Here is a 24,275-nt window from a genome sequence, read left to right as displayed (position 1 = left end):
TTTGATTAATTGTTAATATGTAATGTATTCTTATTCGTTTGAATCTTCGGTCTCTTCCTGAACAAACTCGTAGGCTCCTATGGTCGGGCCGTTCGAACTGGTTAGCCGGTTGACACCGTAACGATCGATCGGATAATTCTTCGTTATCTCGGGATCTGCTTTTCCGACTCCGGTAGTCGATACGGAATCTGGCCGGAAATCATAGGTGTATTTATTTTGCTTGCCTCCTACTTTCCGATAGGAAGGAGTCTTTTTGATAAACAAGACCTCCTTGAAGTGATCGCTGGAGGATTCTTTGGCTTTAAGCGCACAGTGATTGAACCGATAATCGAAATCTGTACTGCCATCTGCTTTTAATTCGACATCGTAACTTCCATCGATAGTGCAATTGTCAAAATAAGCTTGCGTGATAGGATACGGGCCATTTCCGTCTACTGTTACGTTATTGAGCAAGTATAGGCATTTACTATCCAAAGGAACAGTCTCGCTGGCCATTTCCCTTTTGGTTAAACTCATGTAATTAGCCATTGTACAGTGAGCGAAGTAATATTTACCACCGACTAAAGTGAGTACACTTCCTCCGGCATTGCTGAATTCCGTATTTGTAGCGATAACATCACAATTGATGGCGAAGAATAGATCGCTCCCCATATTCGTGATCTGTGAGTTGTTTATCTTGATCTTTGGGCGGTCCGGGGTGGAAAGCTCGCAATATACACCGAAGGTACCATTACGTACGATTACATTATCCCAGACATTCCCGTAGCTATCCGCCTTAAAGGTAATGCCTCCCCATTGTCCGGGAGTCCGGTCATACGGTAATATATCATTTAGTATATAATCCAAACGGTCGCCTCGGAAAGTGATAGGCTCATCCAAGGTGCCTAAAGCGTTCATGGAGCCGTGAACGATCAGGCTCGCTTTATCATGCATATAGAAAGTAGCCCCCTTCTCGATATTCAATGAAACCCCTTTAGCGATAACCAAACTATCGTAGATCAAATAAGGACGATTGGCCGTGAGGATAGAATCTTTTGTAATCGTAACACCGCCTTTGTAAAGATTAACATCCTGCCCATAGGCTTCCAATAATACGGATTGACGGATGCCATTCACGGTGAAAAGTACGGAATCCTGTATCAACAGAGGTTGATTACCCCCATTCGGATCGACCGTTACTTCCACGAATACATACATGCTGTCGTTGGCGAGTATCCCTACATTATTAAATGAGCTACCTTTGCGTCCATCCACATTCATGCGGAAGCCGGTAGCCTCTCCACTGGCCAGCATGATGGACTCAATGCTCAGAGGTTCACTATTTTTATTGTAGATCATAAATTGACGGGTAGTAGAACCGATCGTACTGAAGATCGTGTCAAAAGCGAGCGTGTCTGTCGAGAAGCTTAGCCGGTAAGTCGGGTTAGTGGAATAATGATCATCCAAACCGTCGCATGCCGGAAGCATGTTCAACAGAAGCGTCGCGAGTATAAATAGCGTTATCGTTAATCTTTTCATTTTCGTAAATGTTAACTGTAAATATCTTGTGTTCTTGTTTCAATAGATAAACAAAATTATCATAAAAAAGTTGCAAGACATTAACATAAAAAAAGAGGATAGACACGGTTATCGTGTCTTTCCTCTTCTTATAACGCAAAAAACGTTGGTTTATTTTGCGGGGATGCTCTTTAATAATTCAAGAAGGTGGCTCCACCATAAACCGACCGTAGCGATCTCGATACGCTCGTTGGGTGAATGTACGTCACGCAAAGTAGGCCCGAAAGAGATCATATCCAGTTTCGGATATTTTTCCAAGAACAAACCGCACTCTAATCCGGCGTGGATGGCCATGATCTTGGCGTCTTTGTTGAATAGGCGTTTGTAAGTCTCCTGTGCGATCTTCAAGATCTTAGAGTCGGGGTTCGGGGCCCATCCCGGATAGCCGTCGCCATGTTTTACATCTGCTCCAGCCAATAGGAACGTGGAGGCTACCGTATTGGCGATAGCGATCTTGCATGATTCGATAGAGCTACGTTGGCTGGTACCGACCAAGATCGTATTGCCTTCTTTCATCTTTACGGAAGCAAGGTTGGTAGAAGTCTCTACCAAGCCTTCTATATCGTGGCTCATACCGATTACGCCGTGCGGACAAGCGTGCAAGGCGTAGATTAATTTCTCGGCGGTGGCATTGTCTATATGGTACTCCGGACGATCCGTGGACTCCATCGCTAACTGAACGTTCGGATCTACATGTTTCAACTCATTTTCAACGTCGGCGGCGAAATGGTTCAGCAAGATACGTACATCCTCCTTATTTTCCGGATGCAAGCCGATCACGGCGTGTGCCTCGCGAGCGATTGCGTTACGTAAGTTTCCTCCATCGATAGAGCAAAGAACGAAATCATATTTCTTTTTCAATAAGAATAAGAAACGAACCAAGATCTTGTTGGCATTGCCTAATCCTTTGTGGATCTCGCCACCGGAGTGACCGCCATTCAGCCCTTTCACGTCGATACGGAAATACTGCATCTTATCGGACGTAGGAACTGGCTCGTAATGGAAAGTCGCTTGTGTGTCTTTACCTCCGGCGCAACCCATAAAGATCTCTCCCTCGTCCTCGCTATCGAGATTTAACAAGATATCTCCGGTCATGAAACCTTCTTTCAAGGCTTTCGCTCCAGTCAAACCTGTTTCTTCGTCTACCGTGAACAAACATTCGATCGGACCGTGTTGGATATCATCGGAGGCAAGCAAAGCCAACTCGGCCGCTACACCGATACCATTATCGGCTCCCAAAGTAGTGCCGTTGGCACGCAGCCATTCGCCGTCGACGATCGTCTCGATCGGATCATTGTCGAAATCGTGTTTCGTACCGTTATTTTTCTCGCAAACCATATCCATGTGAGACTGCAATACGACTACCGGACGATCCTCCATTCCCGGAGTGGCAGGCTTTGACATTAAAAGGTTGCCGGCTTCATCTTTCTTGATAGCTATTTTGTACTCTTTCGCGAATGATTCTAGGAATTCAATCATTTTGCCTTCCTTTTTTGAGGGGCGAGGCACTTGGGTTACTTGATGGAAGAACTTCCATACGATAGTAGGCTTTAAATCAGTAATCTTCATAATGTTACAATGTATTATAGATGTTACTCTAAAGTTAATAAAACCGCAACTGAAAGAGCTTAGTTCGAAAAAAAGTAGAATAAAATGCCAAAAAGACACTTAGTAATCACTTAAACTCTTATATTTGCGTCCACAAATATAGAGAAAATGCTTACAACGTTATTATTTACGGTCATAATTCTTGTTATCAGCGTCGTGTTGCTATCGATAAAAGTGCTGTTGAAAAAGGGAGGAAGGTTCCCGAATACGCATATCGAAGGAAACAGGGCGTTGGGTAAGAAAGGTATATTTTGCGCGAAGACCATGGATCGTATGGCGGTTAAGCAAAAGGGGCTCTATGACATCATGAACGAAATAAAAGAATAAAAAAATAAGATTTAAATTGCACTTTATGAAGAACATTAACTACGTTATTAACGGTGTGCTAGCGGTGGCTGTCGTAATCTTGTATATTATGCAATTTTCCGGCAAGAAAGAATCAAGCGTAACAAGAACATTTGCGTCAGCGGGAGACACAACGGCCTTACTTCCGATCGCTTATGTAAATGTGGATTCCCTGTTACTTAATTACAATTATTCCAAGGATCTGAACGAGATCATCTTGAAGAAACAAGAGAATTCCCGTGCTAACATCACCCAGAAAGCCCGTAGTTTACAAGGCGAGATGCAAGATTTCCAGCGTAAGGTAGAAAATAACGCTTTCCTTACCCGTGAGAGGGCGGAGCAAGAGCAACAACGTTTATTGAATAAGCAACAAGAGTTGCAGAACTTAGATAACCAATTGGCTCAAGAGTTGATGCAAGAGCAGCAGAAGTTGAACGAGCAATTACGCGATACGGTTGTTTCTCAATTGAAGGCTTTCAATCTGGGTAGGGGCTATCAAGTGGTATTCAGCAATACGGTAGGAGATAATATCCTTTTGGCTGGCGATTCCTATGATATCACAGGCGAATTGCTGGAATACTTGAATAAGAATTATTCCTCTCCGGCCAAGTAAGCTATTAATAGAATTTATAAAAGAAAGGGTGTATCAAAGGAACGTTTGATACACCCTTTTTTAACGGTACTTACCGGGGATTTTATAGAAGATATACTGTATCTGCAAAGTAATATATACTGCGTTGGCTTGGTCAGTATATATTCATCGGTCGGATCAGTAGCGCTGCGTTTTGCGGCCAATTACTCTTTAGGAGTAACGAAAGCGGTATATACTTGTAAGATAGCGGCTACGCTCAAGCAAAGGATCCACTCGGTACGGTTGTTGAACATAAAGCCGGAAGATACGATCATTAGAAGTCCGGCGAATACGTTGAAACGGTGGAGCCGACGGCGACGAAAGTCCAAGTCCTTAACCGGAAGGGTCAGATAGCAAACGGCTATACCCGCCGCACCGACAGCGAATAAATAAGGGGCGACAGCCCAATGAGTAAGAAACAATACGGCACCGGCTAATACGAGTAATCCCGCTACGCCGAAAATAATCGATCTGATTTGTTGATTCATTTATTTGTCCTTGATAATAAAAACATCCTCGTTCGACCTTTTCATAAAATACTCTTCACGGGCGAAACGTTCCAGTCCCTCCTTGTCCGTATGCAGGTCGTTTAATTTCTTGCTGTTGATTTCGATCTCCTTTTGGTAATGTTTGATCTCTTTCTCCAAGCTGCGTATTTTCTCGTCGTACGTATAGCGTTTATACAGGCTGCTATCGCCCACCGTAAAGGTGACGATAAGGAACACGATGGTAACCAACCAATAAGCGTTGATCCACGATAGATACTTTATGTAAAACTCTTTTATGCGTGACATCGAAACATCGTTTTCGCAAAGATAATGAATTATTTTGTTTATCTTTGTCTTATCAATAAAAAGCAGAGAATGGATAATTATATTGTATCGGCAAGAAAATATCGCCCGTCTACTTTCCGGAGTGTAGTAGGGCAGAAGTCTCTTACCACTACGCTGAAAAACGCGATACAAAGTAACAAATTAGCGCATGCTTATCTGTTTTGCGGTCCTCGTGGAGTAGGAAAGACCTCGTGTGCCCGTATCTTTGCGAAAACGATCAATTGCTTGAATCCGACGGCGGATGGCGAGGCTTGCAATGCGTGCGAGTCGTGCCGGGCTTTCAATGAGCAGCGTTCTTATAATATTCATGAACTGGATGCCGCCTCGAATAACTCGGTGGACGATATTCGTACCTTGATTGACCAAGTGCGTATCCCGCCTCCAATCGGTAAATACAAAGTCTTCATTATTGACGAGGTTCATATGTTGACGACCGCCGCTTTCAACGCATTCTTGAAGACATTGGAGGAACCTCCGCATCATGCTCTCTTTATCTTGGCTACGACCGAGAAGCACAAGGTGCTTCCCACGATCCTTTCCCGTTGTCAGATCTATGATTTCTCCCGTATATCCATCGCCGACATGGTGGAGCATTTGCAATATGTCTCTTCGCAAGAGGGGGTAACAGCGGAACCGGAAGCCTTGAACGTGATCGCCCAGAAAGCGGATGGAGGTATGCGCGACGCTTTGTCTATCTTTGACCAAGTGGTAAGTTTTACGAATGGAAATATCACGTATCAAGCGGTTATCGATAACTTGAACGTGCTGGATTATGAGTATTATTTTCGTCTGACGGATGCGATCTTATCTGGCAATGTGCGGGCATCTTTATTGATCTTGAACGAGATATTAGGCAAAGGATTCGACGGGCAGAATATCATAACCGGTTTGGCCGGGCATTTCCGGGATTTATTGGTATGCCGGGATGAGTCCACCTTGGTGCTATTCGAGGTGGGGGCTTCTATACGTGAACGATATAAGGAGATGGCGAAACATTGTCCGGATCAACTTCTGTTCAAGGCGATAGAGCTAGCGAATACGTGTGATTTGAATTATCGTGCCAGCCGCAATAAGCGTCTTTTATTGGAATTGACGTTGATTCAGCTCTGTCAATTAACACAGGTAGCCGCCGACGATAAAAAAAAAGCGCTGATTGAGCCGATCGCCGGGACGAATCCAGCTTCTCAAGCGGTGAATAGCGGGAAGCCTCAACAGCCGCCTCAAGCTCCTTCAGTTACGGCAGCGGCCGGTGCTCCACAAGTTATGAGTACGCACATGCCGAGCTCGGTTCCTGCGCCACCTCCGTCTACAGCGCCTAATCCGGTTCGTAGAACGGCTCGTCCGATGGGAATCTCCATGAAGGAGATCGGAGTGGAGAAGCCTAAGCAACAAACCGTTCAACAAGCGACAACGAACGTAAAGGAGGTAGTAACTCCCTTTGACAATGATTCCTTGGTTCGTGAATGGGATAATTACGCCGCAACGATTGACAAGAAAGTGTATCTTAAGAATACGATGATCAATTGCAAGCCTACCCTGCAAGAGAATTATTATTTCGAGGTAGCCGTACATAACCCGGGGCAGCAAGAGGAATTGATCAATAATGCGATCCATATCCTGCCATTTCTCCGCCAGCATCTTACTAATAGCCGTATCCAGATGCGTGTCCGGATCGTAGAGGGAAATGAGAAGCATTTGGCTTATACATCCACGGAGAAGTTAGAGTTGCTGATGAAGATAAATCCTACCTTGGGTCGTTTGAGGGATGAATTTAATTTGACGTTAGATTAAGTAGATATGCTAAAGATCCCAAGAAGGGATCTTTAGTCTTATTTTTTATTCCTTTGTCTCAAGATAAACCACTTGAGTTTGCAAATACTCCTCAAGTCCATGTTTTCCATCCGCGCCACCGATTCCGGATTTACGCCATCCCGCATGGAAGCCTTGCATAGCCTCAAAATTCTCACGGTTAATATAAGTCTCCCCGAATTTTAAGGAACGCATTACCTTGAATGCGTTATCCAAGTTTTGTGTATATACGGAAGATGTCAATCCATATTCGCAATCATTCGCCCATGCGATAGCGTCGTTGATATCTGAATATTCGACAACCGGCAGTATGGGGCCAAAAGTCTCTTCTTGTATGATATCCATTTTCTGTGTAACACAATCCAAAACGGTCGGTTCGAAGAAATATCCTTTTGTACCGATCCTATGGCCACCACACAGTAGCCTAGCACCTTGTTGGATCGCTCTCTCTACTTTTTTCTCCATAGACTCCAACGCGCTGGCTTCAATAAGCGGTCCCATATCCAGATCTGCGACCTCATTGGGATTTCCTACTTTTACCTGCTTCATGCCGGCGACTAGTTTTTCCATGAAGGTCTCTTTTATCGCTTTGTCTACATAAACCCGTTCGGCACAATTACATACCTGTCCGGTATTGATCACACGAGAGGCAATAATAGACTTAACAGCAAGATCGATATCTGCGTCCTTCATCACGATAGCCGGGGCTTTACCTCCTAACTCCAGAGAAACTTTCGTGATATTAGGAGCGGCAGCGGACATGGTTTGTTGTCCGGCTCCCACGCTTCCTGTCAGACTAACCATACCTACTTTCGGATTCGCCGCGAGTTCATGCCCAATCACGCTACCCCGTCCATTTACCAGATTGAAAACGCCGGCGGGCAAACCTGCCTCCTCCACGATTTGTGCGAATACGTATGCGTTCTCTGGCGTAAGCTGGCTAGGTTTTATCACGATCGTATTTCCAGTGATCAAGGCCGGAGCGGCTTTACGAGCGCCTAGAAAGAATGGGAAATTCCAAGGTAGGATACCTGTCGTTACTCCAATCGGTCTCTTAAATAAGAAAATGCTTTCATGAGGGCGGTCACTGGGAATGATTTCCCCTTCGTACCGACGGGCCCAGCCTGCCATGTAATCCATATAATCTGCGGTAAAAAGAACTTCAACATTGGCGAGTCCTTGGGTTTTGCCTCCTTCACGGACGATGATGTCGGTCAGTTCCTTCTCTCTCTTACGGATGCCTGTCGCTATCTTTGTCAGATAAGCAGCCCTTTCTATAGAGGGTGTTCTTTCCCATTGATTCTGCGCTTTCTCTGCGGCATCGATTGCTTTTCTGGCATCTTCAACCGTCCCGTCAGGCATCAGTGAAATAACCTCTTCGGTAGAAGGATTCAATACCTTGATCCATTTCCCAGACTCATTCTCAATGAATCTGCCATCTATAAACATTTTCAATTCTTTCATGATACTATTTTTAGGTTGAATAATTTGTTCTTAAAAGTACGGGAAAGGAAGGAATGGCAATGTTTTAAAAATGATAATAGTTCTATCAGAAATGATAGTGAATCAAGATAATAGGGTAGATATAGGAAAAACAGCCTCAAGAAGTTGATCTTCTCCAGGCTGTTTTTTTATAGAATGTACGTGTGATCGCTTATTGTGTGGTAAAGATGATGGTATGGATGAAGTGTTAACGGAGCAAAGTGTTCTTCTTTTTTATGGATTGTAAACTATTTGATCCTTTAAGGGGCGATATCATGACACGGTCTTCTTGAAACGGGCACGGAATAGAGGGTAAGACAAGGGGATAAGTGGTTGTTTTGGGCAAAAAACAGCTGTTTTTGCGTAGGAAAGCTGCTGTTTTAGGGTTTAAACCATGCCGTTGGGCATTGTAAACCTATAAGAATTGGATTATAAACCTACTTGAATAGGCATCGTAACCTGCTTACTTCCCCATTGAAAGCCGGTAGAATAGCCCGAAGCAGCTTGATTTGGGCGAATTGGCAACTGTTTTTTCGCTAGAATGGAAGGAGATTTTTCTATATATTCCTAATGGTGAGTGCGCTAAATATATTTTAACGTGAATTTGAAAGCAGTCTGTATCTCTGCACGGAAAAAACGATTCTCCGGGAGTTTAAATTACAATTTGTCAAAAGGAAAGCAAAAGGATATCAGGAGCGAGAAGGAAGAAAGAATATCTTGGTAAGTTTATTGCATGACCTTATCGTTGCTCTTGGGGGCGTTTTAAAAACTTTAACTCTCTCTAATCCTTTGGTACTCTACAATAGTGACTTGCGTGTAACTAGCTTTCATATATGTAACTCATTGTTTGTTAAATACTAATTGAGTACATTCGCATCGTGAGGATACAATGTGTAAGCACGTCCGAGTCTTAGCGAATAGGAATTATTAATCATAAAAACAAATGAAAATGAAAAGAATAATCGCTTTTATCTTATTGCTTTGCGTGGTGGGATTGAACGCCCAAAACAAGAAAATCATGTTCGACCTCTCGCATAGCCAGTGTACGGATACATATGTGGGCTACGAGACCTATCCGACGGTGATCCCTGCCTATACCGCGATGGCGGCTGAGCTCGGGGCGGATTTGGTCGTGAATGACAGTACCGAGATAACGCTCGATCTTCTGAAAGATGTGGATGTATTATTGATGCTTTCCCCGCTTTCCAGCCAGTTGCAGAAAGACTTGACGGATACGGAGAAGAGGGATTTGGTGGAATATGTGAGGCAAGGCGGTTCTTTGCTCTTCTTTATCGATGATAATCATCGGGTAGATAATAAACGCTATGGGGCCAACGATGTCTCCCGGGCTTTCGGAATCGAGTTTGGCGAGGATGTTCCCTTGCCGGGTAACGTGGGAGCGGTCTCGTTTCCGAGCAAGATATTCAAGCGGCGGTACGAGATCCCTTATAGCGGAGCGTGTGTTATGACAGGAGGGATACCGGTGAGCGTATGTATGGAAGGAGGTTATCTGCATGGCTCGTATGTGGAACTTGACAACGGAGGAAAGTTCTATGCCGGAGGAGATACGATGGTCGGGTTGCTTTTGGGATTTCCCGATGGTGAACGTTTGGTCATGAACAAGATGGACACTCGTTGGTGGGGGAAAGATAGCCGGGCGTATATGCTGGATTTACTCTCTTGGGCATTGGACGAATAGAGGTGAGCTTGAGGCGTGATAAAAAAGCTGCCCTTAAAGGATTGTTCCTTGCGGGAGCAGCTTCTATTTGATTAAAGCGCAAGCTCTATTAGCAAGCCTTGAAGCTCATGTCCAAGCTCTTCACGGAGTGAGTCAAAGCTCCTACGGAGATGAAGTCTACGCCACATTCCGCGTAATCACGTAATGTGGCGAACGTGATACCGCCGGAAGACTCTACCTCGAAACGTCCGTTGATGCGGCGAACCGCTTCTTTTGTATTCTCGATATTGAAATTATCCAACATGATACGATCGATACCGCCTACTTTCATGGCTTGTTCCAACTCGTCGAAGTTACGAACCTCGATCTCGATCTTTAGGCTCTTTCCTTTCTCTTTCAGATAGTTTTGCGCACGTGTGATCGCTTGCTCGATGCCGCCGGCGAAATCCACATGATTATCTTTCAATAAGATCATATCGAACAAACCGATGCGATGGTTCATGCCGCCACCGATACGTACGGCCTCTTTCTCGATCATACGCATACCGGGAGTTGTCTTGCGAGTATCTAGAACGTGTGTCTTGGTGCCTTCTAACGCCTTGGCGTATTTACGAGTCGTAGTAGCGATACCGCTCATGCGTTGCATAACGTTCAGCATCAACCGCTCAGTCTGCAATAAGGATTGGATCTTACCTTCCACCACGAACGCTATATCCCCTTTTTTCACTTCGGCTCCGTCTTGTATAAAGACCGTCATTTTCAGTTCCGGATCGAAGTCGTGGAAGATACGTTTAGCCATTTCCACGCCGGCCAATACGCCATCTTCCTTGATGATCAGCTGGCTTTTCCCCATCGCTGTCTCGGGGATGCAACATAAGGTGGTATGATCACCATCGCCAATATCCTCGGCAAACGCTAATTTGATTAAGTCGTCAATAAGTTTGTCCATCTTTTATTCTATTCTGATTGATTGTATAATCGCTGTATTCCCTTCGGCACGGTACGTGATGTTTACACGGTACTCACCGGAAGACGTCGGAAGCTTTCCGACAAGGAAACCGCTTTCCTTTTTATCCGCATGATGTACGACCGAGAATCCGGAAGGCTTATTCGAGCTGAAAAATGAGGACAACATAGAGACGGCCTCACTTCCGTTACATTTCTTAGAGGAACCGGGCAAGGCTACATCCACCACCTTATCCATAGCACCGGATAGAGAGGAGGCATTTCCTGCCTTGAAAGCATTTGATATACTGGTAATATCCGCCGCCTGCGCACATACGAATGCGAATATCAAGGCGAATGTAAGTAAGAGTCGTTTCATAAGCTTTCTTTATTTTATTGAGTAATTAGTGGCAAAGGTATGTATTTTTCTTGTAACTTAGCCTTTCTAAACCTGTAAATGTAAGTAGATGAAGATTGGACTGATTGTGATTGGTAAGACGGATGCCGGTTATTTTGTGGAGGCTATCAATGAGTATAAAAATCGCTTGACGCATTATATACCCTTTGAAATGGAAGTCATACCGGATATAAAGAACGTGAAGAACCTCTCAGAGGCGCAGCAAAAGGAGAAAGAGGGCGAATTGATTTTAAAGGCTTTGCAGCCCGGCGATTATTTGGTGTTGCTGGACGAGAAAGGGAAGGAGTTCACCTCCATGCAATTTTCTACTTATCTGGAAAAGAAAATGCATACGGTCCCGAAACGCTTGGTATTTGTGGTGGGCGGTCCTTACGGTTTTAGTGAGGCCGTGTATAAGGCGGCATCGGAAAAGATCTCGTTGAGCAAGATGACTTTTTCCCACCAGATGATCCGATTGATCTTTATCGAGCAGATTTACCGGGCGATGACGATCTTGAATAACGAGCCTTACCATCATGAATAACCGCATCGTTTAACGCCGGTATCCGCATAGCCCTACGCCTATACTGGCGTAAGTTCACACCGATACTGCCGTGAGGCTATGCGAATACTGGTGTTTTTCTCCCGGATTAATGGACTAATTTCAGGCCGACGATCCCTATCAATATCAAGGATAAGAACAATAATCTGAATATATTCGCGGAATCATGGAAAAACAAGATTCCAAGAAGAACAGTCCCTATAGCCCCGATCCCGGTCCAGATTACATAAGCCGTACCGATCGGGATGCTTTTCTGGGCGAGATATAAGAAATAACCGCTTAAGCCCATGGATAAGATCGATAAACCTATAAACCAAATAAAATATTTGGAATGCATACTTGCTAATTTAAAGCCCAGCGGCCAGCCGATCTCGAATAATCCGGCTATAATTAACAGAATCCAAGCCATATAGAATTAGTCTTAAAAGTTTTCCCGTGTCTTCTGGATCAATAAATAATCCAATAAAGTCATGGCGGTCATAGACTCGACGATAGGTACCGCACGAGGCAATACGCATGGATCATGACGTCCGCGTGCCTTTAATATCGTATCCTCTCCCTCCATGTTAACCGTTTCTTGTTCCATCAAGATCGTAGCGACCGATTTAAAGGCTACCCGGAAATAAATATCTTGTCCGTTGGAGATCCCTCCTTGGATACCGCCGGAATTATTGGTACGAGTATTGATATGCCCGTTATCATTGAAAAAGCGATCGTTCCTTTCCGATCCGCGGAAGAAGGCGGCGTTGAATCCGTCTCCATACTCGAAGCCCTTCACGGCGTTGATCGTAAGCATCGCATGTCCCAACGCGGCATGTAACTTGCCGAACACAGGCTCTCCCAATCCGACGGGAACCCCTTTCGCCACACAGGTAATAACACCGCCGATCGTATCTCCTTTTGATTTGACCTCGGCGATCAAGGTTTCCATCTCTGAGGCGGTCTTCGGGTCCGGGCAACGTACGTCGCTCTCCTCCGTCAAGCTTAGATCATAATCTTGGTAACTACCCGCTAATTGGATCGGGCCGACCTGCGAGGTATAAGCTTGAATCTGTATGCCGTATTGCTTAAGGGCGAGTTTAGCGATGGCTCCAGCCACGCAACGAGCGATCGTTTCCCGGGCGGACGAACGTCCACCTCCACGGGGATCACGGATTCCATATTTCGTTTGATAGGTATAATCAGCATGGGAAGGACGGTAAACCGTTTTCATATTGTCATAGTCCGAGGAATGTTGGTTTTTGTTCCAGATGATGAAACCTATCGGCGTGCCGGTTGTCTTTCCCTCGTAGATACCGGAAAGAAACTGTACCTCATCATCCTCTTTACGGGGGGTCGTGATACGGGATTGTCCCGGTTTACGACGGTTCAGCTCTTGCTGGATGAATGCCGTATCTAATTCGATCCCGGCTGGGCATCCGTCGATCACGCCGCCGATACCGGGGCCGTGCGATTCGCCGAACGATGTTAATCTATAAATATTACCAAAAGTATTCACCGCTTTGTCTAATTGAAAATTGAAAACTGAAAATTGAGAATCAAAAGCCGATGATTAGGCACTTCTCCTAATTTTCAATTTTCAATTCTCAATTTCCCATTATTTAGTGGCATCCACCACAACCACAACCACCCTCGTGGTTATCGCCACAATCGCTACCGCAATCGTCGCAACCGCAACTGCATCCACCTGCGGGAGCGGAGAAGGCTGCGATCTCTTCCGCTGTCGGTTCGTGTACGTCGATTACCTCGCCGCTGAAATGCAAAGTCTCGCCAGCCAACGGATGGTTGAAGTCCATTACCACGATATCATCCTTCACTTCCAATACAGAGCCGTTCATACGGTTGCCATTAGAATCCATCATTGGGACGGTATTACCTTCCTTGATCATCTCGGCGTCGAATTTACCGTCCACCTCGAAGATATTCTTCGGAAGATCCAATACGTGCTCCTCGTTATATTCGCCATAAGCCTCGGCTGGCTCGATGGAGAAGTTGAACGTGCCACCTACTTCCAGCCCGTTCAAGGCTTTCTCGAATGCCGGAAGCATCATGCCTGTTCCGTAGATGAATTTCAAAGGAGCCTCGACCGTCGCTTTTTCCATTAACTCACGTTCTTCACCTTCGCCAACGTTCAGGTCGTATGTAACCGCAACGTATTTGTTTGCTGTAATTTTCATTTGTCTTGTATTTTAAATATGTATAGAAATGCTCGCAAAGATACGATTTTATTTCTTATCCACCGCCTTTTTAAGAGCGTTCATCGCTTTATCTAAAACAGAGCGGGGGCAGCCAATGTTCAAACGCATATGGCCTTCTCCCCCGGGGCCGAAGATACTTCCGTCGTTCAGCGCTAGTCCGGCTTTGTCTTTGAACAGGTGTACGAGTTCATCTTGACTTAATTTCAGTTCCCTGCAATCCAACCAAACGAGGAAGGAGGCTTGGGACTGGTAAACTTTTATCTTGGGGAGATGTAGTTTCATGAACTCTTCCACGAAACGTACATTCTCCATGATATACATTCGCATTTGTTGCAACCATTCGGCGCCATAGGTGTAAGCGGCGGTTGTCGCCGTATAAGCGAAGATCGTGCCATCGCCAAACTCTCCGGCCTCAAGGAAAGAATAAAATTCTTCCCGGATGCGATCATTGGGAACGATTGCGTAGGAAGTCACGATACCGGCGATATTGAACGTCTTGCTCGGTGCCATGAAAGTTATGCTGCAAGAAGCGACAGTATCCGATACGGAGGCAAATGGATAATGCGTATACTGAGGATAGGCCATTTCCGCATGAATCTCATCGGAGATAACCAAAATATTGTGCTTGGCGCAAATCTCGGCCAAGCGGACCAAGGTTTCCTTTTTCCAGACGATCCCACCCGGATTGTGAGGGTTGCAGAGGATCAATACCTTGCATTTATCATCTATAATAGATTCAAGATGATCGAAATCCATCTCATAAACACCATCTACCATCTTTAGCGGATTATAAACGACCTCACGCTTCATTTTTTCCGGAACGATGCGGAACGGTTGATAAACAGGGGGCTGGATGATGACCTTATCTCCTTTTTGCGTAAAGCATTGGATAGCGAAAGCGATTCCCTTTACGATTCCGGGGATATAGCTGATCCATTCCCGTTGTATTTTCCAGTTATGTTTGTAGTGTACCCAATTGATGATACTCTCGTAATACTCGTCGGAGCCGAATGTATAGCCGAATATCTCGTGCTCACAACGTTTCTTCAGGGCCTCTACAATAAAGTCCGGTGTGCGGAAATCCATATCCGCCACCCATAGTGGTATCAGATTCTCGTCACCGAACATCTCTTTCAAACGGTCGAATTTCACGCAACTCGTCCCATGCCGTTCGATAACTTCGTCGAAGTTGTAGTGTTTCATATTTTTATTAACGATCAGTTTCTTAATTGCTATTGGGGTCAAAGATACAAATTATTATATTTATTGTTTATCCAAATCAAAGTATGAAATGCTGTATATTAGGAAATCGGCGATATATTTAATGAATCGTTTACTTAAATGGCTTATCAAACCGTGAACTGGCAAAATGTCAAAGTGTTATTATTGCTCTCTGTGGGTGATGAATTATGGGGCGGGGGCTTGGTCGCACGGAAAAAGCGCAAGCATTTGATGGTTGTGTAAATCAGAATGATGTTTGAATGCAGGTGTTGTTGGTCTTTTTTATGATTGATGTTTGAATAGCTGTCTATCGGTTGAGTATTTAAGGCTTTCTCTGTCTGAAAGTCATTTTGAAAATGTCTTTGCTTGAGCTGCTTCTAGCGTGGGTTATGCCGGATTTAGTCTTGATTTTAGGTGATTTTCATTCGAATGTTAACAAAATTTAGTCCGATACTAGATGAAATTTCTTCCTTATGTTCTTCAGAAAACTTTCTTATGTTTTTTCTAGAACACTATTATGAATTTTTTCAAGGCTATTTATAGTCTACAAGTGTTAATAAATATGTGATTTAGAGTTTATATGTATCTTTTTTATCGCTAGAATAGGATTTTCTTATGAGATACGTGTTATCGTAAGTCGTGTTATCTGATAAAAATGTTATCTGGGATCTGTTTTAGATAACATTTGTCTTTTTACTGTTTCTGTTTGGAAATCGAAGTTTTTTCCCTTCTATACCTTCCGATTCCTAAGTAATACACTCTTGCTCCTGTTAAAATGCAATCCTAAAATGGTATTTGCTTGAGAATTGAAAGAAAAATGAAGAATTTTCTTTTAAATCCTTTGCGCATATCAATTATTGTTCTACATTTGCAGCGTCAAACAAACAAAGACAATAAGAAAAGATGATGAACAACGTATTGCATATTATTCTCGTGGTGGTCCTTCTAGTCATTAGTAGGTAAGGAGAAAGGTGTGTAAGAAGTTGTGAAGTCGTAGAGATATTTCTTAAGCCTTTCTCCATATAGGGAAAGGCTTTTTTATTATAAATAAATCAAGGTAGAGGCGTGGATAAAGCGCTCTACGAACAAAAAATAGGAAAGAGATGAAGAATCCGTTAAGAAGCTCATTTAGCACCGAAGGTCGTAGGATGGCCGGAGCCCGTGCGCTATGGCGTGCCAACGGGATGAAAGAGGAACAGTTCGGCAAGCCTATTATCGCTATCGTAAATTCATTTACCCAGTTCGTGCCGGGGCATACGCATTTGCATGAGATCGGGCAATTGGTCAAGGCCGAGATCGAGAAACAAGGTTGTTTCGCCGCTGAATTTAATACGATCGCTATCGACGACGGTATCGCTATGGGGCACGATGGGATGCTTTACTCGCTTCCTTCACGCGACATTATCGCGGACAGCGTGGAATATATGGTAAATGCCCATAAGGCGGACGCTATGGTTTGCATCAGCAATTGCGATAAGATCACGCCGGGTATGCTTATGGCTTCCATGCGATTAAATATCCCGACGGTGTTCGTGTCCGGTGGCCCGATGGAGGCAGGTGAGCTGGATGGCCGCCATCTTGATTTGATCGATGCGATGATTGAGTCTGCCGATACATCGGTAAGCGATGAGCGTATCGAGCAGGTGGAACGCCATGCGTGTCCGGGTTGCGGTTGTTGTTCCGGTATGTTTACCGCTAACTCTATGAACTGCTTGAACGAGGCGATCGGTCTGGCGCTTCCGGGTAACGGGACGATCGTGGCTACCCATAAGAACCGTATCCAACTTTTCCGTGACGCGGCTAAGCAAATCGTTGAGAACGCTTACAAATACTATCGTGACGGGGATGATTCCGTGTTACCTCGCAACATCGCTACCCGTCAGGCTTTCTTGAACGCCATGTCTCTGGATATCGCCATGGGGGGGTCTACCAATACGGTGCTTCACTTATTGGCCGTGGCACAAGAAGCCGGCGCCGATTTTCATATGGAGGATATCGATATGTTATCCCGCAAGACTCCTTGCCTGTGTAAGGTAGCCCCGAATACGCACACTTATCATGTACAAGACGTAAACCGTGCCGGTGGAATCCTCGGTATCATGAACGAGTTGATGAAAGCCGGGCTTGTGGATGGCAGCACGAGACGTGCGGACGGCCTGACCTTGGCCGAGGCTGTTGATAAATACGCCGTCACTTCCCCGAACGTAACGGAGGAGGCGATCCGTAAATACAAGAGCGCTCCCGCTCATCGGTTCAGTATCCAGATGGGTTCCCAAGAATCTTATTATAAGGAATTAGATACGGATCGTGCCGAAGGTTGTATCCGTGACGTGGAGCACGCTTATTCCAAGGATGGCGGCTTGGCTGTTTTGAGAGGGAATATCGCCTTGGACGGATGTGTCGTAAAAACCGCCGGTGTGGATGAGAGTATTTGGAAATTCTCCGGCCCGGCGAAAGTCTTCGATTCACAGGATGCCGCTTGCGAGGGCATTTTAGGAGGCAAGGTCGTTTCAGGCGATGTGGTCGTCATCACGTATGAGGGTCCGAAAGGGGGGCCGGGAATGCAAGAGATGTTATATCCTACCTCTTATATAAAGAGCCGTCACTTAGGTAAGGAGTGCGCCTTGATCACGGATGGTCGTTTCAGTGGCGGTACGTCCGGTCTTTCTATCGGGCATATCTCTCCCGAGGCCGCTTCCGGTGGCGCTATCGGACTGGTGAGAGACGGGGATATCATCGAGATCAATATCCCGGAACGTTCCATCAACGTGCGGTTGAGCGACGAGGAGTTGGCCGAGCGCCGTAAGGCGGAAGAGGCACGTGGAAAGAAAGCCTTTACGCCGCCGACGCGTCAGCGTGAGGTCTCGAAAGCGTTGAGAGCGTACGGGAAGATGGTTAGCTCCGCCGATAAGGGAGGTGTAAGGATTGTTGAAGATTAAAGCCAATAATATACATTAAACACGTTATTTTTTATGGAGAAACAAAAGATAACCGGTTCGGAAGCTTTGCTGAAAGCGTTGATTGCTGAAGGAGTAGATACTATCTTCGGTTATCCCGGCGGACAGGCGATACCTATTTACGACAGTTTATATGATTATAGGGACCAGTTGAGGCATGTATTGGTGCGCCACGAGCAAGGCGCTACCCATGCGGCTCAAGGATATGCCCGTGTATCTGGCAAGGTAGGAGTGACGTTGGTTACTTCCGGCCCGGGCGCTACGAATACCATCACGGGTATCGCTGATGCGCTGATGGATAGTACGCCAATGGTCGTAATCGCCGGTCAAGTACCCTCGCCGTTGTTGGGAACCGATGCTTTTCAGGAAGTCGACGTGATTGGCATCACGCAACCGATCACGAAATGGGCTTATCAAATCCGCAAGCCGGAGGAGATCGCATGGGCTGTTTCTCGTGCTTTTTATATCGCTTCTACAGGCCGTCCGGGTCCAGTTGTGCTGGATTTAGCGAAGGATGCGCAAGTAGGGTTGGTGGAATATGAATATAAGAAGGTCGATTACGTACGTAGTTATCAACCGGAGCCGGATATCAATAAGGATCGTATCAAGGCCGCCGCCGATTTAATCAATGAGGCGAAGAAACCCTTCTGTCTGGTCGGACAGGGAGTATTGTTAGGCGGTGCGGAAGAGGAATTGAAAGCGTTTCTCCAAAAGAATGATATACCTGCCGGATCTACGGTATTGGGCTTATCCGCGTTGCCAACCGATTTCCCATTGAACAAGGGAATGCTCGGCATGCATGGAAACGTAGGGCCGAACCGGAAAACGAATGAGTGTGATGTATTGATCGCTATCGGTATGCGTTTCGACGACCGTGTGACTGGCGATTTAAAGACATACGCTAAGCAAGCCAAGATTATCCATCTGGATATCGATAACTCGGAAATAGGCAAGAATGTTGCCGTGGATGTAAAGGTGCTGGGTAATGCCAAGCACACGATACCGATGATCACGGCGTTGTTGGAAGAACGTAAACGTCCGGAATGGAATGCCGAGTTCGATCGGGACGAGAAAGAGGAATACGATAAGGTAATCGAGAAGGAATTGTATCCGACCGAGGGCCAACTGAAAATGGGCGAGGTAGTCCGTAAGGTTTCCGAGGCGACCGGTAACGACGCTGTATTGGTAACCGACGTTGGGCAGAACCAGATGATGGGCGTCCGCTATTTCAAATATAAACAAACCCGTAGCGTGGTGACTTCCGGAGGTTTAGGTACGATGGGATTTGGTCTGCCGGCCGCTATGGGCGCTAAGTTCGGGGCTCCGGACCGTACGGTCTGCTTCTTTACCGGTGATGGGGGTATGCAGATGACGATTCAGGAATTGGGTACCATCATGCAGGAGAAACTGAACGTGAAGATTATCATTCTTAATAATAACTTCTTAGGTATGGTACGTCAGTGGCAAGAATTGTTCTTCCACGAGCGTTATTCAAACACCATCATGGAGAATCCGGATTTCGTGGCGATCGCTAAAGCCTATGGTATCGCTGGCCGTGCCGTTGAAAAGCGGGAGGAATTGGACGACGCTATCGCCGAGATGCTAAACCACGACGGCGCTTACGTGTTGGTCGCTAACGTGGAGACTTGCGGAATGGTATATCCGATGGTTCCTGCCGGGGGAAGCGTGACAAACATGATTATGGGAGACGAGAAATAAGGAGGAGATGAAGCTATGACAACAAAGAAATTATATACCGTTATTATCTTTTCAGAGAATATCGTAGGTCTTTTGAACCAGATAACGATTATCTTTACACGCCGACAGCTGAACATCGAGACTCTGTCCGTCTCTCCGTCCGCTATCAAGGGCATCCATAAGTTTACGATCACGACCTTCGCCGATGAGGATATGATCGATAAGGTGGTGAAACAGATCGATAAACGTGTGGATATCTTGAAGGCTTATTATAATACGGATGAGGATCTGGTTTATCAAGAGATCGCTCTTTATAAGCTAAGTACCGAGCTTTTCATCAAGATGGGAACCGTGGAGGGATTGATCCGTAAATACAACGCCCGTATCTTGGAGATGAACGAGACCTGCGTGGTATTGGAGAAGAGTGGCCACTATGACGAGACACAAGCCTTGTTCAATGAGTTGAGCGAGACGATCGGTGTCCTGCAATTCATCCGCTCCGGACGTGTGGCTATCACGAAGAGCAAGGTGGAGCGCTTGAGCGATATGTTGGCCGATATGGAGCGAAAGTTACATGAAAAGCAACAATAATAAGATATGGAGAAAGTAGGATTATTTCATTTCGTGGCGGAGCCGTATTTGATGGATTTCAGGGGACGTGTAACGCTCCCTATGATTGGTAACTATTTGATTCACGCCGCTTCCAGCCATGCCGGAGAGCGTGGGTTCGGTTTCAATGATATGTCGGAGCGTCATACGGCTTGGGTGTTGTCCCGTCTGGCTATCGAGATGAAGGAATATCCTACCGCCTTCGATAAGATTAATCTATACACTTGGATCGATGAGGTCGGACGCCTCTTCACCAGTCGTTGTTTTGAGCTGGCGGATGAGAATGGGAAAACCTTTGGATTCGCCCGTTCTATTTGGGCGGCTATCGACGTGGAGACCCGCCGTCCTACCTTATTGGATATAGAGGCATTGGGCAAATATATCGACGAGCGTCCGTGTCCGATCGAGAAGCCGGGCAAGATCATGCCGGCGGAGAATAAGGCGGAGGGAATCCTGTATTCGATCAAATACAGCGACTTGGATATCAACGGTCACTTCAATAGCGTGAAGTATATCGAGCATCTGCTGGATTTGTTCGATATCGACCAGTTCAAGACCCGTGAGATCGGCCGTCTGGAGATCGCCTACCAATCCGAGGGTAAACAAGGTATGCCGCTTACGCTTCATAAGGCGGAGTCCGATCCCGATAAGCAAGACATGGCTATTTGCCATGAGGGAAAGGCGATCTGTCGTGCGGCGGTTACTTGGAGATAATAAAAGAGATACATAAATAGGTTTTTAAACATTAATAGTTAAAAAGAAAATGGCACAAATGAATTTTGGCGGTGTTGTAGAGAATGTAATGACCCGCGAGGAATTTCCGTTGGAAAAGGCAAGAGAGATATTAAAAGATGAGACAATCGCTGTTATCGGCTATGGCGTACAGGGACCGGGACAGTCATTGAACCTTCGTGACAATGGCTTCAACGTAATCGTTGGCCAGCGCCAAGGTAAGACTTACGATAAAGCGGTTGAGGACGGATGGGTTCCGGGTGAGACTCTGTTCGGTATCGAGGAGGCTTGCGACAAGGCCACGATCATCATGTGCTTGTTGTCCGACGCTGCCGTAATGTCTGTATGGCCTACGATGAAGCCTTATTTGACAGCTGGCAAGGCCCTGTATTTCTCTCATGGTTTCGCGATCACTTGGAACGATCGTACGGGCGTTGTTCCTCCCGCGGATATTGACGTGATCATGGTCGCTCCGAAGGGGTCTGGTACGTCTTTGCGTTCCATGTTCCTTGAGGGTCGTGGCTTGAACTCTTCTTTCGCTATCTATCAAGACGCTACCGGCAAGGCGATGGATCGTACGTTGGCGTTGGGTATCGGTATCGGTTCCGGCTACTTGTTCGAGACGACTTTCATCCGTGAGGCTACTTCCGATTTGACTGGTGAGCGTGGTTCTTTGATGGGCGCTATCCAAGGTTTGTTGTTGGCCCAGTATGAGGTATTGCGCGAGAATGGACACACTCCTTCTGAGGCTTTCAACGAGACGGTCGAGGAGTTGACTCAATCCTTGATGCCTTTATTCGCCAAGAATGGTATGGACTGGATGTACGCGAACTGCTCTACTACCGCCCAGCGTGGCGCTTTGGACTGGATGGGTCCGTTCCACGACGCAATCAAGCCGGTTGTCGAGAAATTGTACGCGAACGTAAAATGCGGTAACGAGGCTCAGATCTCTATCGACTCAAACTCTAAGCCAGATTATCGTGAGAAATTGGAGGCTGAATTGAAGGCATTGCGCGAGAGCGAGATGTGGCAGACAGCTGTTACTGTACGCAAGCTTCGTCCGGAGAACAACTAATCCAATCTTAATCCTTATATATCAGCAAAAAGAGGCGGGTCACTTACGGGTGGCTCGCCTTTCTTTGTGTTATTCGATGTGGATATTCTTTGTTTTCTTGATCTTTCGCATGCTGGATGCTGAATGGACGATGTCCAGCACCTCGATGCGTTCCTCGGTGATGCGGTAGATGATAAGGTGTGAATCTAGGATGATGTTCCGGTACATGCGGCTTTTCGTGGTTAGGTGTCGGCATTCGGGGTAATAAGGATAGTCGTTTTCTAGTTTCTCGACTGTATTCAATATATGCTCAAGATATTTCCGGGCTTGGAACATACCGAATCGTTCTATGCCTTCCACGAAAGTCCTCTCAAGGCTTTCCTCGTAAATGGGAGAACCGATTACTTTTTTCCTTGATAGCTGTCCATCCATGATCTTATTCTTTGATGTACTTCTTCAATAGGATAGAACGGTCCCTTCTCAATCTCATGGATATGTTCCCGGATCTCTTCTTGGGTGAATTGCATCGGCTTGGTAGGATCCCACTTGGGCTTTGCGGGCTCGGTCTTGGCCTTACGTGTCTTTGCGGTCTTGGCCGTAGTTTCCTTGGCGGGGATGTTGCTTAATTTTGTCATAGTCGTAATCGTTATTAATTAGTACTGTGGCAAATGTATGGAATAATTTCCATGTAATAAGATATTTAATGAGTAAAAAAGAAGGCGGGTCACTTATGGGTGGCTCGCCTTTCTTCGTGTTATTCGATGTGGATATTCCTAGTCTTCTTGATCTTTCGCATGCTGGATGCTGAATGGACGATGTCCAGCACCTCGATGCGTTCCTCGGTGATGCGGTAGATGATAAGGTGTGAATCTAGGATGATGTTCCGGTACATGCGGCTTTTCGTGGTTAGGTGTCGGCATTCGGGATAATAAGGATAGGTTTGGTCTAACTCGTATAAGATGGATTTTATCTTGTTAGCGTATAATTCCGCTTGGTAGAATCCAAATAAGTCAAGGCCTTGAACATATACATTATCGTAACTTTCCCAAAATAAACTACTGGTTATAACCTGCTTTTGAGTAGGTCTTGCTTCCATGCCTCAAAACGTTTAAAACCTTCATCTAGGGTCATGAACGGCCCCTTCTCAATCTCATGGATATGTTCCCAGATCTCTTCTTGGGTGAATTGCATCGGCTTGGTAGGATCCCACTTGAGCTTTGCGGGTCCGGTCTTGGTCTTACGTGTCTTTGCGGTCTTGGCCGTAGTTTCCTTGGCGGGGATGTTGCTTAATTTTGTCATAGTCGTAACTGTTATTTATTAGTACAGTGGCAAATGTATGGAATAATTTCCATGTAATAAGATATTTGGTAAGGAAAAAAGTAGGTCTATAGGATTAACTCATTACCCAGTTGTAGAGACGGGGCGTGCCCCGTCTCCATCCCCTCAAAATGGTATTCAAATTTATTTATGTCACATAACCGCTATTTTTAATCGCTTATCCGCTATATACGCACAATAAGCATGAATTTTGGGGTGTGGGGTGTGCAGGTCTTTATTACATATTTTTTTATTTCTTATATTTACTACGTCTTATACATTAAAAGAGTATATGAAAATCATATGATAATGTGTGATGGATATATGATGTTAACCTTTTTTATCAGTATGCGCTTGATAAATCGGAATAATTGTCTAGCAAGCAAGCAAGCAAGCAAGCAAGCAAGCAAGCAAGCAAGCAAGCAAGCAAGCAAGCAAGCAAGCAAGCAAGCAAGCAAGCAAGCAAGCAAGCTAACCCAGATCTATTATATGTATACGCCGGGCCGGTATGCGGAGGATTTCCTCCGCATACCGGCCCGGCGTGTTTGCGCTCGGCGCATGGGAAAAAGGCCATCCTACGAATACGACACGCTAAGTCGGGAATGGTGAGAGATACCGATACGTATTATGAATACAAAACAC

Annotated in this window: 26 protein-coding genes; 11 read left to right on the top strand and 15 right to left on the bottom strand. The window is 45.6% G+C overall.

The window, feature by feature from the left end:
- Window positions 1–30 precede the first annotated feature (30 nt).
- Both ACYIA1_RS11170 and ACYIA1_RS11165 read right to left on the bottom strand, forming a co-directional pair.
- Complete coding sequence (locus tag ACYIA1_RS11170; RefSeq protein WP_146374924.1) at window positions 31–1,518, bottom strand: hypothetical protein; 1,488 nt, start codon at window positions 1,516–1,518, stop codon at window positions 31–33.
- Between the two features lie 150 nt (window positions 1,519–1,668).
- A complete protein-coding gene (locus tag ACYIA1_RS11165) occupies window positions 1,669–3,126 on the bottom strand; it encodes an aminoacyl-histidine dipeptidase (protein ID WP_121772262.1) in 1,458 nt (485 codons plus the stop codon).
- 147 nt (window positions 3,127–3,273) lie between these two features.
- On the opposite strand from ACYIA1_RS11165, the gene ACYIA1_RS11160 reads away from it, so the two are divergent.
- Window positions 3,274–3,492 (top strand): hypothetical protein, encoded by a 219-nt coding sequence (locus ACYIA1_RS11160; protein ID WP_005854411.1) that lies wholly within the window; start codon window positions 3,274–3,276, stop codon window positions 3,490–3,492.
- 25 nt (window positions 3,493–3,517) lie between these two features.
- Complete coding sequence (locus tag ACYIA1_RS11155; protein WP_005854413.1) at window positions 3,518–4,123, top strand: OmpH/Skp family outer membrane protein; 606 nt, start codon at window positions 3,518–3,520, stop codon at window positions 4,121–4,123.
- A 182-nt stretch (window positions 4,124–4,305) separates the two neighbouring features.
- Here the strand turns inward: ACYIA1_RS11155 and ACYIA1_RS11150 are convergent, their stop codons facing one another.
- Both ACYIA1_RS11150 and ACYIA1_RS11145 read right to left on the bottom strand, forming a co-directional pair.
- The gene (locus ACYIA1_RS11150) at window positions 4,306–4,629 is read right to left on the bottom strand and encodes a hypothetical protein (RefSeq protein WP_036613279.1); all 324 of its coding nucleotides are present in this window, start codon (window positions 4,627–4,629) and stop codon (window positions 4,306–4,308) included.
- Window positions 4,630–4,935: an FtsB family cell division protein gene (locus ACYIA1_RS11145; RefSeq protein ID WP_122379871.1), complete on the bottom strand. Its 306-nt coding sequence runs from the start codon at window positions 4,933–4,935 to the stop codon at window positions 4,630–4,632. It abuts the gene before it with no gap.
- A gap of 69 nt (window positions 4,936–5,004) precedes the next feature.
- On the opposite strand from ACYIA1_RS11145, the gene ACYIA1_RS11140 reads away from it, so the two are divergent.
- Entirely contained in the window at window positions 5,005–6,765 is a 1,761-nt protein-coding gene (locus tag ACYIA1_RS11140) for a DNA polymerase III subunit gamma/tau (protein WP_036613276.1), read from the top strand.
- Between the two features lie 45 nt (window positions 6,766–6,810).
- Here the strand turns inward: ACYIA1_RS11140 and aldA are convergent, their stop codons facing one another.
- The gene (gene aldA, locus ACYIA1_RS11135; RefSeq protein WP_480335269.1) at window positions 6,811–8,247 is read right to left on the bottom strand and encodes an aldehyde dehydrogenase; all 1,437 of its coding nucleotides are present in this window, start codon (window positions 8,245–8,247) and stop codon (window positions 6,811–6,813) included.
- Window positions 8,248–9,214: 967 nt separating this feature from the next.
- Between aldA and ACYIA1_RS11130 the strand changes: the two genes are divergently transcribed.
- Window positions 9,215–9,964, top strand: a complete 750-nt coding sequence (locus ACYIA1_RS11130) for a hypothetical protein (RefSeq protein WP_196008616.1) — start codon at window positions 9,215–9,217, stop codon at window positions 9,962–9,964.
- Between the two features lie 88 nt (window positions 9,965–10,052).
- On the opposite strand, the gene nadC is transcribed toward ACYIA1_RS11130, so the two are convergent.
- Both nadC and ACYIA1_RS11120 read right to left on the bottom strand, forming a co-directional pair.
- Complete coding sequence (gene nadC, locus ACYIA1_RS11125; RefSeq protein WP_122370007.1) at window positions 10,053–10,892, bottom strand: carboxylating nicotinate-nucleotide diphosphorylase; 840 nt, start codon at window positions 10,890–10,892, stop codon at window positions 10,053–10,055.
- A 3-nt stretch (window positions 10,893–10,895) separates the two neighbouring features.
- Complete coding sequence (locus ACYIA1_RS11120) at window positions 10,896–11,267, bottom strand: DUF4783 domain-containing protein (RefSeq protein ID WP_008780051.1); 372 nt, start codon at window positions 11,265–11,267, stop codon at window positions 10,896–10,898.
- 88 nt (window positions 11,268–11,355) lie between these two features.
- Between ACYIA1_RS11120 and rlmH the strand changes: the two genes are divergently transcribed.
- Window positions 11,356–11,829, top strand: coding sequence for a 23S rRNA (pseudouridine(1915)-N(3))-methyltransferase RlmH (rlmH, locus tag ACYIA1_RS11115; protein ID WP_005854430.1), 474 nt, complete (start codon window positions 11,356–11,358; stop codon window positions 11,827–11,829).
- Window positions 11,830–11,935: 106 nt separating this feature from the next.
- Here rlmH and ACYIA1_RS11110 read toward each other — a convergent pair whose 3' ends face one another.
- The 4 genes from ACYIA1_RS11110 to ACYIA1_RS11095 form a co-directional block, all read right to left on the bottom strand.
- Complete coding sequence (locus ACYIA1_RS11110) at window positions 11,936–12,256, bottom strand: DMT family transporter (RefSeq protein WP_005854432.1); 321 nt, start codon at window positions 12,254–12,256, stop codon at window positions 11,936–11,938.
- A gap of 12 nt (window positions 12,257–12,268) precedes the next feature.
- Window positions 12,269–13,345 (bottom strand): chorismate synthase, encoded by a 1,077-nt coding sequence (aroC, locus tag ACYIA1_RS11105; RefSeq protein ID WP_022192777.1) that lies wholly within the window; start codon window positions 13,343–13,345, stop codon window positions 12,269–12,271.
- A 103-nt stretch (window positions 13,346–13,448) separates the two neighbouring features.
- Entirely contained in the window at window positions 13,449–14,024 is a 576-nt protein-coding gene (locus ACYIA1_RS11100) for an FKBP-type peptidyl-prolyl cis-trans isomerase (protein ID WP_005854436.1), read from the bottom strand.
- Between the two features lie 48 nt (window positions 14,025–14,072).
- Window positions 14,073–15,248 carry a MalY/PatB family protein gene (locus tag ACYIA1_RS11095; RefSeq protein ID WP_480335265.1) on the bottom strand — a complete coding sequence of 392 codons (1,176 nt, stop codon included), beginning with the start codon at window positions 15,246–15,248 and terminating at the stop codon, window positions 14,073–14,075.
- Between the two features lie 1,121 nt (window positions 15,249–16,369).
- Between ACYIA1_RS11095 and ilvD the strand changes: the two genes are divergently transcribed.
- From ilvD to ilvC, 5 genes are read left to right on the top strand one after another with little or no spacing between them, the layout of a single operon-like run.
- The gene (ilvD, locus tag ACYIA1_RS11090; protein ID WP_005864376.1) at window positions 16,370–18,205 is read left to right on the top strand and encodes a dihydroxy-acid dehydratase; all 1,836 of its coding nucleotides are present in this window, start codon (window positions 16,370–16,372) and stop codon (window positions 18,203–18,205) included.
- 33 nt (window positions 18,206–18,238) lie between these two features.
- Window positions 18,239–19,942 carry a biosynthetic-type acetolactate synthase large subunit gene (gene ilvB / locus ACYIA1_RS11085; protein ID WP_048927571.1) on the top strand — a complete coding sequence of 568 codons (1,704 nt, stop codon included), beginning with the start codon at window positions 18,239–18,241 and terminating at the stop codon, window positions 19,940–19,942.
- A 15-nt stretch (window positions 19,943–19,957) separates the two neighbouring features.
- The gene (ilvN, locus tag ACYIA1_RS11080) at window positions 19,958–20,512 is read left to right on the top strand and encodes an acetolactate synthase small subunit (RefSeq protein ID WP_008780057.1); all 555 of its coding nucleotides are present in this window, start codon (window positions 19,958–19,960) and stop codon (window positions 20,510–20,512) included.
- A gap of 6 nt (window positions 20,513–20,518) precedes the next feature.
- Window positions 20,519–21,244: an acyl-[acyl-carrier-protein] thioesterase gene (locus ACYIA1_RS11075; protein WP_480335262.1), complete on the top strand. Its 726-nt coding sequence runs from the start codon at window positions 20,519–20,521 to the stop codon at window positions 21,242–21,244.
- A gap of 49 nt (window positions 21,245–21,293) precedes the next feature.
- Complete coding sequence (ilvC, locus tag ACYIA1_RS11070) at window positions 21,294–22,337, top strand: ketol-acid reductoisomerase (protein WP_005864389.1); 1,044 nt, start codon at window positions 21,294–21,296, stop codon at window positions 22,335–22,337.
- Between the two features lie 69 nt (window positions 22,338–22,406).
- Here ilvC and ACYIA1_RS11065 read toward each other — a convergent pair whose 3' ends face one another.
- The 4 genes from ACYIA1_RS11065 to ACYIA1_RS11050 all read right to left on the bottom strand — a co-directional run bounded on the left by ACYIA1_RS11065 (window position 22,407) and on the right by ACYIA1_RS11050 (window position 23,615).
- Window positions 22,407–22,748: a type II toxin-antitoxin system RelE/ParE family toxin gene (locus tag ACYIA1_RS11065; protein ID WP_008773528.1), complete on the bottom strand. Its 342-nt coding sequence runs from the start codon at window positions 22,746–22,748 to the stop codon at window positions 22,407–22,409.
- Complete coding sequence (locus ACYIA1_RS11060) at window positions 22,718–22,951, bottom strand: hypothetical protein (RefSeq protein WP_008773527.1); 234 nt, start codon at window positions 22,949–22,951, stop codon at window positions 22,718–22,720. Before ACYIA1_RS11060 ends, ACYIA1_RS11065 begins: the two co-directional genes overlap by 31 nt.
- Window positions 22,952–23,070: 119 nt before the next feature.
- Window positions 23,071–23,412: a type II toxin-antitoxin system RelE/ParE family toxin gene (locus ACYIA1_RS11055; RefSeq protein ID WP_044546937.1), complete on the bottom strand. Its 342-nt coding sequence runs from the start codon at window positions 23,410–23,412 to the stop codon at window positions 23,071–23,073.
- The gene (locus tag ACYIA1_RS11050) at window positions 23,379–23,615 is read right to left on the bottom strand and encodes a hypothetical protein (protein ID WP_057327368.1); all 237 of its coding nucleotides are present in this window, start codon (window positions 23,613–23,615) and stop codon (window positions 23,379–23,381) included. The genes ACYIA1_RS11055 and ACYIA1_RS11050 overlap by 34 nt, the downstream gene beginning before the upstream one ends.
- Before the next feature lie 342 nt (window positions 23,616–23,957).
- Between ACYIA1_RS11050 and ACYIA1_RS11045 the strand changes: the two genes are divergently transcribed.
- Window positions 23,958–24,242, top strand: a complete 285-nt coding sequence (locus ACYIA1_RS11045; RefSeq protein ID WP_480335258.1) for a hypothetical protein — start codon at window positions 23,958–23,960, stop codon at window positions 24,240–24,242.
- Window positions 24,243–24,275: the final 33 nt, after the last annotated feature.

It is taken from the genome of Parabacteroides sp. KHUB-02, assembly GCF_056640955.1.
The sequence above is the reverse complement of the archived record's forward strand: the minus strand, read 5'-3'. Positions and strand labels throughout refer to the sequence as shown.

Bases quoted from the DNA above. Each gene is read 5' to 3' on its own strand.
- ACYIA1_RS11170 (WP_146374924.1), bottom strand. From the start codon at position 1,518: ATGAAAAGATTAACGATAACGCTATTTATACTCGCGACGCTTCTGTTG.
- ACYIA1_RS11165 (WP_121772262.1), bottom strand. From the start codon at position 3,126: ATGAAGATTACTGATTTAAAGCCTACTATCGTATGGAAGTTCTTCCAT.
- ACYIA1_RS11160 (WP_005854411.1), top strand. From the start codon at position 3,274: ATGCTTACAACGTTATTATTTACGGTCATAATTCTTGTTATCAGCGTC.
- ACYIA1_RS11155 (WP_005854413.1), top strand. From the start codon at position 3,518: ATGAAGAACATTAACTACGTTATTAACGGTGTGCTAGCGGTGGCTGTC.
- ACYIA1_RS11150 (WP_036613279.1), bottom strand. From the start codon at position 4,629: ATGAATCAACAAATCAGATCGATTATTTTCGGCGTAGCGGGATTACTC.
- ACYIA1_RS11145 (WP_122379871.1), bottom strand. From the start codon at position 4,935: ATGTCACGCATAAAAGAGTTTTACATAAAGTATCTATCGTGGATCAAC.
- ACYIA1_RS11140 (WP_036613276.1), top strand. From the start codon at position 5,005: ATGGATAATTATATTGTATCGGCAAGAAAATATCGCCCGTCTACTTTC.
- aldA (WP_480335269.1), bottom strand. From the start codon at position 8,247: ATGAAAGAATTGAAAATGTTTATAGATGGCAGATTCATTGAGAATGAG.
- ACYIA1_RS11130 (WP_196008616.1), top strand. From the start codon at position 9,215: ATGAAAAGAATAATCGCTTTTATCTTATTGCTTTGCGTGGTGGGATTG.
- nadC (WP_122370007.1), bottom strand. From the start codon at position 10,892: ATGGACAAACTTATTGACGACTTAATCAAATTAGCGTTTGCCGAGGAT.
- ACYIA1_RS11120 (WP_008780051.1), bottom strand. From the start codon at position 11,267: ATGAAACGACTCTTACTTACATTCGCCTTGATATTCGCATTCGTATGT.
- rlmH (WP_005854430.1), top strand. From the start codon at position 11,356: ATGAAGATTGGACTGATTGTGATTGGTAAGACGGATGCCGGTTATTTT.
- ACYIA1_RS11110 (WP_005854432.1), bottom strand. From the start codon at position 12,256: ATGGCTTGGATTCTGTTAATTATAGCCGGATTATTCGAGATCGGCTGG.
- ACYIA1_RS11100 (WP_005854436.1), bottom strand. From the start codon at position 14,024: ATGAAAATTACAGCAAACAAATACGTTGCGGTTACATACGACCTGAAC.
- ACYIA1_RS11095 (WP_480335265.1), bottom strand. From the start codon at position 15,248: ATGAAACACTACAACTTCGACGAAGTTATCGAACGGCATGGGACGAGT.
- ilvD (WP_005864376.1), top strand. From the start codon at position 16,370: ATGAAGAATCCGTTAAGAAGCTCATTTAGCACCGAAGGTCGTAGGATG.
- ilvB (WP_048927571.1), top strand. From the start codon at position 18,239: ATGGAGAAACAAAAGATAACCGGTTCGGAAGCTTTGCTGAAAGCGTTG.
- ilvN (WP_008780057.1), top strand. From the start codon at position 19,958: ATGACAACAAAGAAATTATATACCGTTATTATCTTTTCAGAGAATATC.
- ACYIA1_RS11075 (WP_480335262.1), top strand. From the start codon at position 20,519: ATGGAGAAAGTAGGATTATTTCATTTCGTGGCGGAGCCGTATTTGATG.
- ilvC (WP_005864389.1), top strand. From the start codon at position 21,294: ATGGCACAAATGAATTTTGGCGGTGTTGTAGAGAATGTAATGACCCGC.
- ACYIA1_RS11065 (WP_008773528.1), bottom strand. From the start codon at position 22,748: ATGGATGGACAGCTATCAAGGAAAAAAGTAATCGGTTCTCCCATTTAC.
- ACYIA1_RS11060 (WP_008773527.1), bottom strand. From the start codon at position 22,951: ATGACAAAATTAAGCAACATCCCCGCCAAGGAAACTACGGCCAAGACC.
- ACYIA1_RS11055 (WP_044546937.1), bottom strand. From the start codon at position 23,412: ATGGAAGCAAGACCTACTCAAAAGCAGGTTATAACCAGTAGTTTATTT.
- ACYIA1_RS11050 (WP_057327368.1), bottom strand. From the start codon at position 23,615: ATGACAAAATTAAGCAACATCCCCGCCAAGGAAACTACGGCCAAGACC.
- ACYIA1_RS11045 (WP_480335258.1), top strand. From the start codon at position 23,958: ATGATGTTAACCTTTTTTATCAGTATGCGCTTGATAAATCGGAATAAT.